The following is a 12,316-nucleotide window of genomic DNA, read 5'->3' as shown; positions in this document are numbered from 1 at the left end:
CGTCCCCGTCAGCGGGTGCCGACCGCCGCACGCACCGCCTTGCGGGCCATCTGGCAGTCGTCGTGCAGCCGCCTGAGCAGCAGCCGCTGCTCCTCGCCGGACGGCACGGCACCCGGGTGGGCGAGGCCCGGCGCCACCGGGGCCGGGTCCTGCATCGAACGCTGTACGACCGTCTCGTACCGGCGGATCTCCCGGGTCAGCAGCAGCATCAGGTTCACCAGGAAGGCGTCCCGGGAGGCGGGGCCCGCCGACTGGGCGATCTGGCTGATCTGCCGCCGGGCCGCCGGGGCCTGGCCGAGCACCAGCCACAGCGTGGCCAGGTCGTAGCCCGGCAGGTACCAGCCCGCGTGCTCCCAGTCGACCAGCACCGGACCGGCCGGGGAGAGCAGCATGTTCGACAGCAGCGCGTCGCCGTGGCAGAACTGGAGCATGCCCTGGCGGCCCACCTCGTGCGCGATGCCGTGCAGCAGCTTCTGCAGGTCGCCGAGGTCCCGGTCGGTGAGCAGGCCCAGCTCGTGGTCCCGCGAGATCCGCGCGGCGTAGTCCAGCGGCATGTCGAACAGGCCGGCCGGGGGCCGCCAGGCGTTCACCCGGCAGATCGCGCCGAGCGCCGCCCGGATGTCCGCGCGCGGGGGCGCCTCCATCGGATGCCGCTGGAGCGCCGCCACCCGGCCCGGCATCCGTTCGATGACCAGGGTGCAGTTGTCCGGATCCGCCGCGATCAGCCGGGGCACCCGGGCCGGAGGCCGGTGCCGGACGAACGAGCGGTATACGGCTATTTCGTGCCTGCTGCGCTCCGCCCATGTGGGCGAGTGGTCCAGCAGGCACTTGGCGACGGCCGTGGCGCGTCCCGTCGTACCGACGAAGAGCACGGACCGGCCGCTGCGCCGCAGGACCTGGACCGGCGCGAACTCCGGGCAGATCCGCTGCACCGCGGCGATCGCCGCGCGCAACGGGGCGCCCTGGGGGCCGGACAAGTCGAGTCTCCCGCTCAGCGGTTGCGCGCCGGGCTGGCCCGGTACCCGCCGCGGCCGGGGGGCGCCCAGCACGGGGCCGCCCGGACGCACCGCCGGGTCGAGATACGGCCCGCCGCCCGCCGGGCGGGGGCGCAACGGCCTGGGCGGGGCGGACACGGAGGACGTTGCCGCGTACATGGGAGATACAGATCCCTTCGTTGCCTGCGGTGCCTGCCTGTGGGGTCCTTGCGCCAGCCCGGCCCGGACTCCCGGGCACACCCTGGGGAATGTCCCCGGGGGGACCGGGTCGGGGTGGCGCTTTCCTACCTGACACCCGATGGCCCCTGGCACACCATCTGGCGCACCCTGGCGAACCCTGGCGAATAGTCGCCCGGCAACCCTCACCCGGCTACTGTCAACTCAGCCGAGAACCTGGGGGCTTGACGTGAGCGGACGACCCAACACCCGCCTTTCGGACCTGTTCGGCCTGGCCGGCTGGTCCAAGGGCGAACTCGCGAGGCTGGTCAACAAACAGGCGGCGGCCATGGGCCACCCCCAGTTGGCGACCGACACCTCCCGGGTCCGGCGGTGGATCGACAAGGGAGAGATCCCGCGCGATCCCGTGCCTCGGGTGCTGGCCGCCCTGTTCACCGAGCGTCTCGGTCGTGTCGTGACCATCGAGGACCTCGGTCTGGTGCGCCACGGGCGGGCAGGGAAACGGCAGGGCGACGGGATCGAGGAACATCCCGACGGAGTGCCGTGGGCGCCCGAGCGGACCGCCGCGGTCCTCACCGAATTCACGGGAATGGACCTCATGCTCAACCGACGCGGCTTGGTGGGCGCGGGCGCCGCGCTCGCCGCGGGATCCACACTCAGCAGCGCCATGCACGACTGGCTGCACACCGACCCGGTCCTCAGGGCCGACGCCCCTGCCCTCGACGACCCCCTGCACCCCGACCCCGCCGGATTCGACCGCTACGAGGCCGCCCCCATCGGGTCTCAGGAGATCGAGGAACTGGAGCGCTCCGTCGAGGTGTTCCGCGCCTGGGACGCGGCCCGCGGCGGCGGCCTCCAGCGCAAGGCGGTGGTGGGCCAGCTCAACGAGGTGGGCGGCATGCTCGCCTACCGCCATCCCCCTCACCTCCAGCGGCGCCTGTGGGGCGTCGCCGCCAATCTCGCGGTCCTCGCGGGCTGGATGTCGCACGACGTCGGCCTGGAGCCCACCGCCCAGAAGTACTTCGTCATCGCGGCGCACGCCGCCCGGGAGGGCGGTGACCGGCCGCGCGCCGGCGAGGCGCTGTCCCGCGCGGCCCGCCAGATGGTCCACCTGGGCCGGCCGGACGACGCGCTGGACCTGATGAAGCTCGCCCAGTCCGGCGCGGGCGACCGCCTCCAGCCGCGCACCAAGGCGATGTTCCACACCATCGAGGCCTGGGCACAGGCGTCCATGGGCAAGGGCCAGGCGATGCGCCGCACCCTCGGACAGGCGGAGGACATGTTCGTCGCCGACCGGGGCGACGGCGAGCCGCTGGACTGGATGCAGATCTTCAAGGCCGAGGACCTGTACGGCATGCAGGCCCTGGCCTACCGCACCCTGGCGGAGTTCGACCCGGACGCGGCGGTGCACGCCCAGCACTACGCGGACAAGGCCCTGGCGCTGCGCGTCGACGGCCGGGAGCGCTCGAAGATCTTCGACCACCTCTCCATGGCCTCGGCCTGCTTCATCGCCGACGACCCGGAGCAGGCCGACCGCTACGCGCGCCTCGCCCTGATGTCGATGGGGGCGAACTCCTCCCGCCGCACCTGGGACCGGTTGCGTCAGATGTACCGGCTCACCGCGGAGTACGCGGGCTACCCGAAGATCCACGAACTGCGGGAGGAGATCAGGCTGGCCCTGCCCAAGCCGAGGGCGAAGAGCCAGAACCGCGCCCAGGCATAGGGGCGCGCCGTGTCCGGCGCGCCGGGGAACGGACCGTACGCCCGTGCGCCCTCAGGGCCGGCTCACCCGGCCGACAAGGTGTCGGCTCACGCCGTGACCCGGGCGACGAGCACACACGCGTCCTCCTCGCGTCCGGCCCCGCCGAACTCCTCGACCAGCGCCCGCACACAGTCCTGTGCCGTGCGCGCCGCGCCGAACCGGGGGGCGAGGCCCAGCAGCCGGTCCGCGGCCGCCACCCTGTCCTGCCCGGGCACCAGCCCCTCGGTGTGCAGCAGGAGCAGGTCGCCGGGTACGAGGGTCACCTCGGCCTGTTCGTAGGCGGCACCCCTGGTGGCGCCGAGCAGCACGCCCTGCGGTGCGCCGAGCGCGCGCCCCGTCCCGTCGCGGTACAGCAGCGGGGCGGGGTGTCCCGCCTGTCCCCAGACCAGCGTCCGGGTGGCGGGCCGGTAGCGGCAGCAGACGGCGCTGCCCAGGGCGGGCTGCACCGTGGCGTCGAGCAACTGGTTGAGCAGTGCGAGGAGTTGACCGGGCTGGGTGCCGGTCATCGCCATGCCCCGCACGGCGCCGAGCAGGGTCGCCATGCCGGAGGCGACGGCCACCCCGTGCCCGGTGAGGTCGCCGACGCTGAGCAGCGTCTCGCCGTCGGCCAGCTCCAGCGCGTCGTACCAGTCGCCGCCGATCGGATTGCCGCCGTCCGAGGACAGCCGGTGGGCGGCGAGGTCCAGGGAGGCCGGGCCCTGGTGCGGGGGCCGCAGGGAACCGCGCCAGGGCGGCACCACGGCCTCCTGCAACTCGGCCGCGACCCGCTGTTCGGTCCGCTCCCGGTGCCGGTGCTGCCGCAGCGAGTCCCGGGTCTCGCGCACGGCCCGCTGGCTGCGGCGCAGGGCGCTGACGTCCCGCAGCACGGCCCACATCGAGGCGGTGCCGCCGTCGGGGCCGAGCACCGGCTCGCCCATCATGTGCACGGTCCGCACGGAGGCGTCGGGCCGGCGCACCCGGAACTCGCCGTCGATCGGCCTGCCGTCGATCAGACAGCCCGTGACCATCGCGGTCAGTTTGGCGCGGTCCTCCTCCAGGACCAGCGAGGGCAGTTCGTCCAGGGTGAGGGCGGGCAGCTCGGGGTCGAGGCCGAGGATGCGGTACAACTCGGCGGACCAGGTCGCCTCGTCCGTCAGCAGGTTCCACTCCGCGCTGCCGACCCGGCTGAGCAGCGAGCCGCGCGGGGTACGGGCGGCCGGCGCCGGGCTCGGGGCCGGCGCGGGGGCCGGGGGCAGGGGAGCGGGGCCGTCCCGCAGCTGCGCCAAGTGGGCGTCCACGTCGTCCAGTTGGTGGAGCGCGAGGTCGTACAGGGCGCGCTGCCAGCGCTCCTCGGGGTCCGGGCCGTCGGCGCGGGCGTCCCGCCGCACCGCGTCCACCTCGCCCTTGAGCCGCCGCGCCTGCCTGATCAGCGCCTCGACCGGGTCGCGCCCGGGCGGCTGGGCGGCTGGGCGGTCCGCGGAGACCGGTGACGGCATTTCGCACTCCGAGAAGAGGGGGACGGCAAGGCCTGCGGGACGGGGACCGCAACGACTGTCGCACAGTGCGCGACGCCCCGTAAGGGATTTGGCAACACACGATACGGTGGTGCTTCCGGCATATGCCAGAGTCTTCCCCCGACGGTCCCCGCACGGCGCCGACGCGCCGGTGAAGCCGCCAAGCCGTAGGAAAAATACGGGAGTTGACGTACAGGTCAGCCCTCCGGAAGCGCAGTCAACCGTTTGTTCGACGGCGCCGTGCTCCCCGATGACCGGGTCCGGCCTGTACCCATCGAACTCTGACCGGATTTGGCGGCATGCGAGAGGCCCCGGCGGACTCCTTAAAGGCATGGAGACCACCATCGAACTACCCGCGCTCGCCCGGCTGATCACCGCGGAGGACCGGGAGATCCCCGTCACGGCCACCCTGCGCTACATCGCGCGCGATCCCCTCGCCGTCTTCGTGGACTTCCCGGCGGAGGCCGCCCTGGACGGCGAGGACGTCAGCTGGACCTTCGCGCGGTCCCTGCTGGACCAGGGGCTGCGCAGTCCGGCCGGGCGCGGTGACGTCCAGATCTGGCCGTACGGCCGCACCCGGACCGTACTGGAGTTCCATTCGCCCTACGGTCTCGCCCTGCTCCAGTTCCCCACCACGACCCTGCGCCGCTTCCTGGTGCGCAGCTACGGGGTGGTGGCGGCGGGACAGGAGGACATGGCGGCGGTGGTGGAACGGGGACTGACGGCCCTGTTCGGCGGGGTGTGAGCGGCTTCCCCGGGAGCCCCGCGCGACCGGGCGGCATCTTTGAACATTGTTCACCTTCACCTCACCGCACGGGTATGGACGCTGCCGGCCGGCACGGGCACCCTGGCCCGCGGTGTGCCGCTGGGGCACTCCCGTGACCGAGGGCGGGCGAATGACACCGATCAGCCGAAGGGGATTCGTGGGGCTGGGCGCTTCCGTGGCGGCGGGGGTGGCGCTGGGCGCCACCACACGCCCGGCCGCGGCGGCCGCCACCACGGCGACCGGCACGATCAAGGACGTCAAGCACGTGGTGATCCTCATGCAGGAGAACCGCAGTTTCGACCACTACTTCGGCCGGCTGAAGGGCGTACGCGGCTTCGGCGACCGCAGCGGCATCACCCTCTCCGGCGGCTACTCGGTCTTCAACCAGCCGAACCTGCTGAGCCGCCAGTACCCGTGGAAGCTCAGCTCCACCCCGTCGGCGGGCGGCAAGGACGGCGAGACCCTCGCCCAGTGCAACGGCGACCTGCCGCACTCCTGGTCCTCGCAGCACTCCGCGTGGAACAAGGGCCGCCTGGACAACTGGGTCGCGGGCGTCGGCAACGTCCGCTCGCTCGGCTACCTGGACCGCTCGGACATCCCGTTCCACTACGCGCTCGCCGACAACTACACCATCTGCGACGCCTACTTCTGCTCCACGCTGAGCGCCACCGGCCCCAACCGCACCTACCTGTGGAGCGGCAAGGTCGACTCCTCCAGCAACGACGGCGGCGACGAGTCCGGTCTGACCTGGCAGACCTACGCGGAGTCGCTCCAGGCCGCCGGCGTGAGCTGGAAGGTCTACCAGAACGCCGCCGACAACTACGGCGACAACGGCTGCGCGTACTTCAGCAGGTTCGCGAGCGCCAAGCCGGGCGACCCGCTGTACGACCGGGGGATGTCCTCCGTGCCGAAGGCGACCGGCTCCACCCCGGACGACATCGCCGCCGCCATCAAGGCCGACGTGCTGGCGGGCACCCTGCCGCAGGTCTCCTGGGTGGTGGCCAACCAGGCCTTCTCCGAGCACCCCTACGCCCCGCCCGGCGACGGCGCCCACTTCGTCAACCTCGTCTACCAGGCCCTCGCCGCCGACGAGGAGGTCTTCGACTCCACCGTACTGTTCCTCAACTACGACGAGAACGACGGCTACTTCGACCACGTGCCCCCGCCGTCCCCGCCCGCCGGCACGGCCGGCGAGTTCCTGAACGGAGTACCGTACGGCCTCGGCTTCCGTGTCCCGATGATCGTCATATCGCCCTGGACACGCGGCGGCTGGGTCTCCTCGGAGGTCTTCGAGCACACCTCGGTGCTGCGCTTCCTGGAGACCTGGACGGCAGCCCTCGGCACGCCCGCCACCTGCCCCAACATCAGCGACTGGCGGCGCAAGGTGAGCGGCGACCTCACCGGCGTGTTCGACTTCGCCCACCCGGTGAACGGCCCGGTGTCCCTGCCCGCGACCAGCGTCATCGGCATCGGCAACTGCACCTCGCTGCCCAACCCGGTGCCCACGGACAACGCCCTGCCCGCCCAGGAACCCGGCACCCGGCCGGCCCGGGCGCTGCCGTACCAGCCGGGCGGGTACCTGGACCGGCTGGAGTTCGGCTCGGGCGGCAAGATCCTGGCCTGGTTCGTGATGACCAACCAGGGCGCGCCCGCCACCCGGGCGGCCCACTTCTCCATCCACCCCAACGCCTACCGCGACACCACGCCCTGGCAGTACACGGTCGACGCGGGCGGCACCGCCTCCGACTACTTCAACATCGGCTCCGGCTACGGCGACGGCAAGTACGACCTGACCATGGTCGGCCCCAACCGATTCCTGCGCCGCTTCCGGGGCGACGCCACCAAGGCGGGCAAGTCCGCCGAGGTGAGCACCCGTTACGCGGTCGAGCCGGGCACCGGGAAGCTCGCCGTCTACTTCCGGATGGCCAACTCCGGCAGCGCGCCGGTGACCTTCACCATCACGTCGGGCCACTACCGCGGCGACGGTCCCTGGACCTACACCGTGGCCGCCGGAGCCTTCGCGGAGGACTTCTTCAACGCCGTCGCGTACACCGACGGCTGGTACGACTTCACGGTGACCGTCGACTCGGACACGACCTGGTCGCGCCGGTTCACCGGCCACCTGGAGACCGGCGCCCCCAGCGTCAGCGGCTGACCTCGGCGTACAGGTCCGGGCGCGGGGCGAGTTCGACGGCCACCCGGTCACCGCCCTCCAGCGCCCGGACCCCCGCCTCCGCGACGACGGAGGCGGCGTAGCCGTCCCAGGCGCCGGGCCCGGTGACCCGTCCGGCCCGGGTGGCGTCGACCCAGTCCTGCACCTCGCGGTCGTAGGCGTCGGCGAAGCGCACGAGATAGTCCCGCGCCACCTCCCGGCGGGCGCTCGCGGCCGTGGTGACCAGCATGGAGTGGTCCTCGCCGATCCGCGCGGAGCCCGCCTCGCACACCGCCTCGCAGCGCACCTGGTAGCCGAAGCCGCAGTTGACGAAGACCTCGACGTCGACCAGGGCGCCCCGCTCGGTCTCGAAGAGCACGAACTGCGGATCGACCAGTCCCGCGGGCGCGCCCGCGGAGGACACCGGGCGGCGCACGGTCACCGCGGTCAGTTCCTCGCCGAGCAGCCAGCGGGCCGCGTCGATCTCGTGCGAGACGGAGCTGTTGATCAGCTGGGCGCTGGTGAAGCCGGGCGGCGAGGACACGTTGCGGTGGACGCAGTGCAGCATCAGCGGGCGGCCGAGCGTGCCCCCGTCCAGCAGCGCCTTCAGCCGCCGGTACTCGGCGTCGTAGCGGCGCATGAACCCGATCTGCGCCAGTCGCCGCCCGAGCCGGGCCTCCGCCTCCACGACCCGCAGCGCGCCGGCCGAGTCCGGCACCATGGGCTTCTCGCACAGCACGGGCAGGTTCCGCGCGAACGCGACGAGCAGCGCGGTCTCGTGGGCGGGGCCGGGGGAGGCGATCAGCACGGCGTCCACGCCGGGCGCGTCGAGGGCGGCCTCGGGATCGGTGTGCACGGTGACGCCGGCGAGCCCCGCCACCGCCGCCGCGGCCCGCTCGGCGTCGGGGTCGGCGACGGCCGCGACCCGGGCGCCGCTGACCACCCGGTCCAGGCGCCGTATGTGATCGGCCCCCATGTGCCCGGCCCCCAGCACCGCCACACCCAGCGGCTCACCCATGCGCGCGCTCCCTCGCCTCGACGATCACGCGTAGCGTACGTCGAGGGGGGAGCGCGCTCTCAAGCCCCGGCCCAAGGGTCAGAACCGCAGCACCCCCGCGATCCCGTCCGCCTCGCCCAGCGTGCCGTCGGGCACGAAGCGGACCTCGGCGCCGGTCTCCAGGCACTGCTCCACGATCTCGTCCACGATGTCGTCGCGGGCGTCCAGGTCGCCGGGCTCGGCCGGCACCAGGTGGTCGCCGTCGTCGCGGGCCACCACGCGGAAGCCCTCCTCCACGGCGAGCAGCCGCACCCGGCCCTCCCGGGCGCTCTGCCACAGCTCGTCCAGACCGGCCGCGAAGGTGCGGTGACCGCGCGCGGAGGTCAGCTCCCGGACCACGCTGTCGGTGTCCTTCGCGGCCTCCTCCTCCAGCACCGGACGGATGGCCTGCCACACGGCGTCCGGACCGGAGTGGGCGAGCCCGCCGTGCGCCACGTGCACGGCGTCCTTCGCGACGCTGCCCACCTCGTCCAGGAAGGAGAGTGCCGCCCGTTCCCCGGTGACGTAGAGGCGACGCGGCTGCTCGCGCAGGACCGCGGCCATCGCGGTGTCCACCTCGCGCAGGAACTGGCGGGTGCCCTCGTCGCGGAAGGTGCTCGGCAGATCGCCGATGCGTTCCTGCCGCTCGGCGTCGAAGTTCTCCCGGTTGCGGATCAGCGGGAAGCCCCCGGCGTGGTCCTCCACCACCCGGTCCACGCCGCCGCTCCACAGGGTGACCCGGTCGGCCGAGACCGACAGCACCCAGAACGGCCGCTCGGACACCTGGGCGGCGACCAGATTGCGGGTGAGGAAGGTGTCCGCGAGCACCACGCGCTCGGGGACGCTGCGGGCCAGCGACCAGACCTGGTGCTCACCCGGCGCCGCGAAGATCACCAGGCCGTCCTCGGCATGGGTGAGATCCACCTCGGCGAGCGCCCGGTCGAGCTGGGCGTCGACGTCCGCGCGCCGCTCGCGGGTCACGGACGGATCGGCCTCCAGGCGCTTCCTGGCCTCGGCCACCACATTGCGCAGCCGGACCGGATCCTGGTCGCTCCCGGCGCCCCGGCGATGCGTCGGGGTCAGCACGGACACCGCCGGATAGGGCCGCGGGCGCCGCAGTTCGGCAAGGGTTGCGGGACTCAGTGCGTGCTCCATGACAGCACCATAGGGCTGATTCACATGTACGGCATTCGGGGTATTCGGGACTTCTGGTGCCACCGTCCGCGGTCGTCGGCGGCGCGCGGTGGCCGGACCGTGGAGGTGCCGGGATGGTTTCTGACTGCGAAGCCATGAGCGAACGTACGTTTGGGGAACTTTTTGCCTGTGGCCGGTTCCTGTCGGCTGCGCGGCGACAGTATGGCCGTTCTGGCATTTCGCGGAGGCAAAAAGCGGCCGAAATCATCGGCCGGGAGGTTCCGGCCGTGTTACGGCGACGTTGACCGGCGGCGTCCGGTGACGGACGCTCGTTATATAGGTGCTCGATACAACTGGTTCGCCGGCCGACCCCCGGCCACCGCGAAAGCACAGGTGAGCGGGGTACCGGAGGCCGTCCGGAGGCAGGAGGTAGCGCATGTGCGGCATCACCGGGTGGGTCTCCTTCGACCGTGACCTGACCGCCGAGGCCACCACATTGGATGCGATGACCGAGACGATGGCCTGCCGCGGCCCGGACGACCGCGGCGTCTGGGCCGAGGGCCCCGCCGCCCTGGGGCACCGCCGGCTCGCCATCATCGACCTTCCCGGCGGCCGCCAGCCGATGTCCCTCGACACGCCCGAGGGCACCGTCGCGCTGGTCTACTCCGGGGAGACCTACAACTTCACCGAGCTGCGCCGCGAACTGACGGACCGCGGCCACCGGTTCACCACCGACTCCGACACCGAGGTGGTGCTGCACGCCTACGTGGAGTGGGGCGACGCGCTCGCCGAACGCCTCAACGGCATGTACGCGTTCGCCATCTGGGACGGCCGCCGCGACAAGCTCGTCATGATCCGCGACCGCATGGGCATCAAGCCGTTCTACTACTACCGGACCCCCGACGGCGTGCTGTTCGGCTCCGAGCCCAAGGCGATCCTCGCCAACCCGCTGGTCCGCCCCCGCGTGACCCTCGACGGCCTGCGCGAACTGCTCGTGCTGATCAAGACCCCGGGGCACGCCGTCTGGGACGGGATGCGCGAGGTGGAGCCCGGCACGGTCGTCACCGTCGACCGCTCCGGACTGTCCACCCGCGTCTACTGGCGCCTGGAGACCCGCCCGCACGAGGACGACCGGGACACCACCATCGCCACCGTGCGCACCCTCCTCGACGACATCGTGCGCCGCCAACTCGTCGCCGACGTGCCCCGCTGCACCCTGCTCTCCGGCGGCCTCGACTCGTCCGCGATGACCGCGCTCGCCGCCCGGCAACTGGCCGACCAGGGCGAGAAGGTGCGCAGCTTCGCCGTCGACTTCGTCGGCCAGGCCGAGAACTTCGTCGCCGACGAACTGCGCGGCACCCCGGACACCCCCTTCGTGCACGACGTGGCCCGACTCGCCGGCACCGACCACCAGGACATCGTGCTCGACGCGCAGGCCCTCGCCGACCCCGCCGTGCGCGAGCAGGTCATCCGCGCCCGCGACCTGCCGGCCGGCTTCGGCGACATGGACGCCTCGCTGCTGCTCCTGTTCCGCGCCATCCGGCAGAAGTCCACGGTGGCCCTGTCCGGCGAGTCCGCCGACGAGGTCTTCGGCGGCTACCTCCAGTTCTTCGACGAGGACGCCCGCCGCGCCGACACCTTCCCCTGGCTGGTGCGCTTCGGCCGGCACTTCGGCGACGACTCCGACATGCTCCGCACCGACGTGGGCAAGTCCCTGGACCTGGAGGGATACATAGCCGACGGCTACCGCACGGCCATCGCCGGCATCGAACGGCTCGCGGGCGAGAGCGACTTCGAGTTCCGCATGCGGCAGATCTGCCACCTGCACCTGACCCGCTTCGTGCGCATACTCCTCGACCGCAAGGACCGGATGAGCATGCGCACCGGCCTGGAGGTCCGGGTGCCGTTCTGCGACCACCGCCTGGTCGAGTACGTGTTCAACACCCCGTGGGCCCTGAAGTCCTTCGACGGCCGGGAGAAGAGCCTGCTGCGCGAGGCCAGCAAGGACGTCCTGCCGCAGTCGGTGTACGACCGGGTCAAGAGCCCCTACCCGTCCACCCAGGACCCGCAGTACGCGCGCGCCCTCCAGGACCAGGCCAAGGACCTGCTCGCCCGGCCCTCCCACCGGATCTTCGACCTGGTGGACCGGGACCGGCTGAAGAGGGCCGCCGGACGCGAGGCCCCGGTCAGCAGCCAGGCCGCCCGGCGCGGCCTGGAACGGACCCTGGACCTCGCGCAGTGGCTGGACATCTACCAGCCGGAACTCATCCTCGGCTGAGCCCGAGCACCCGGTCCGCGGCCGCCGACGAGGGCTGCCACCACGTCGTCACCGGCTCCCAGACCGACACCTGGGGGCCGGTGCCGAGCCGGGCCGGGGCGAAGACACGGCCCCAGCGGCCCGCCCAGTCGCCGACGGTGACCGACCGCGCCCCGCGGGCCTGCGGATCGGACGTGCGCACGATGGTGCGCACATCGGCGTGCACGCTCTCGCCCGCCGCCAGCCGCAGCCGCCCCGTGCCGCCGGCCGGCAGCGGCAGCGCCGCCCCGTCCAGGCCGCCGAAGGTCACCAGCGGCACCCGGTCGATCGCACAGGCGTGCCCGCTGGTGTTGGTGGCGCTGACGCGCACCACGGTCGGCCGGCCCGGCACGGTGCTCGCCCGCAGCTTCAGCGCGCCCTGGACGCAGGGCGGCGGCTGCGGGCTCCCGGTGGCCGCGTGGGCCGGCGGCGCGGTCAGCAGCAGGGCCGCCGCGGCGGCCGAGGCGGCGGGTACAGCGATGGCGGCGCGGATGCGCATGATGGT

The 12,316-nt window shown here is 72.8% G+C and carries 9 protein-coding genes; 4 read left to right on the top strand and 5 right to left on the bottom strand.

Annotation, left to right across the window (positions count from 1 at the left end):
* Window positions 1–8: 8 nt before the first annotated feature.
* Window positions 9–1,154 carry an aminoglycoside phosphotransferase family protein gene (locus BLW85_RS05790; protein ID WP_074991206.1) on the bottom strand — a complete coding sequence of 382 codons (1,146 nt, stop codon included), beginning with the start codon at window positions 1,152–1,154 and terminating at the stop codon, window positions 9–11.
* 247 nt (window positions 1,155–1,401) lie between these two features.
* On the opposite strand from BLW85_RS05790, the gene BLW85_RS05785 reads away from it, so the two are divergent.
* Window positions 1,402–2,895 carry a DNA-binding protein NsdB gene (locus BLW85_RS05785; RefSeq protein ID WP_070026624.1) on the top strand — a complete coding sequence of 498 codons (1,494 nt, stop codon included), beginning with the start codon at window positions 1,402–1,404 and terminating at the stop codon, window positions 2,893–2,895.
* 86 nt (window positions 2,896–2,981) lie between these two features.
* Here BLW85_RS05785 and BLW85_RS05780 read toward each other — a convergent pair whose 3' ends face one another.
* Complete coding sequence (locus BLW85_RS05780; protein ID WP_074991203.1) at window positions 2,982–4,409, bottom strand: PP2C family protein-serine/threonine phosphatase; 1,428 nt, start codon at window positions 4,407–4,409, stop codon at window positions 2,982–2,984.
* Between the two features lie 349 nt (window positions 4,410–4,758).
* Between BLW85_RS05780 and BLW85_RS05775 the strand changes: the two genes are divergently transcribed.
* Together BLW85_RS05775 and BLW85_RS05770 are read left to right on the top strand one after the other, a co-directional pair.
* Window positions 4,759–5,172, top strand: coding sequence for an SsgA family sporulation/cell division regulator (locus tag BLW85_RS05775; RefSeq protein WP_074991201.1), 414 nt, complete (start codon window positions 4,759–4,761; stop codon window positions 5,170–5,172).
* Between the two features lie 151 nt (window positions 5,173–5,323).
* The gene (locus BLW85_RS05770) at window positions 5,324–7,348 is read left to right on the top strand and encodes a phosphocholine-specific phospholipase C (RefSeq protein ID WP_074991198.1); all 2,025 of its coding nucleotides are present in this window, start codon (window positions 5,324–5,326) and stop codon (window positions 7,346–7,348) included.
* Here BLW85_RS05770 and BLW85_RS05765 read toward each other — a convergent pair.
* Window positions 7,338–8,363, bottom strand: a complete 1,026-nt coding sequence (locus tag BLW85_RS05765; protein WP_074991196.1) for a Gfo/Idh/MocA family protein — start codon at window positions 8,361–8,363, stop codon at window positions 7,338–7,340. The genes BLW85_RS05770 and BLW85_RS05765 overlap by 11 nt on opposite strands.
* Before the next feature lie 78 nt (window positions 8,364–8,441).
* A complete protein-coding gene (locus BLW85_RS05760) occupies window positions 8,442–9,536 on the bottom strand; it encodes a baeRF3 domain-containing protein (protein ID WP_074991194.1) in 1,095 nt (364 codons plus the stop codon).
* Between the two features lie 415 nt (window positions 9,537–9,951).
* On the opposite strand from BLW85_RS05760, the gene asnB reads away from it, so the two are divergent.
* Window positions 9,952–11,793, top strand: coding sequence for an asparagine synthase (glutamine-hydrolyzing) (asnB, locus tag BLW85_RS05755; protein WP_074991191.1), 1,842 nt, complete (start codon window positions 9,952–9,954; stop codon window positions 11,791–11,793).
* On the opposite strand, the gene BLW85_RS05750 is transcribed toward asnB, so the two are convergent.
* Window positions 11,780–12,310, bottom strand: coding sequence for a DUF4232 domain-containing protein (locus BLW85_RS05750; protein ID WP_074991189.1), 531 nt, complete (start codon window positions 12,308–12,310; stop codon window positions 11,780–11,782). The genes asnB and BLW85_RS05750 overlap by 14 nt on opposite strands.
* Window positions 12,311–12,316: the final 6 nt, after the last annotated feature.

The sequence above is a fragment of the Streptomyces misionensis genome, from assembly GCF_900104815.1.
Classification (GTDB): domain Bacteria; phylum Actinomycetota; class Actinomycetes; order Streptomycetales; family Streptomycetaceae; genus Streptomyces; species Streptomyces misionensis.
Note: the sequence above shows the minus strand (reverse complement) of the source record. Positions and strands in the feature narration are given on the sequence as shown.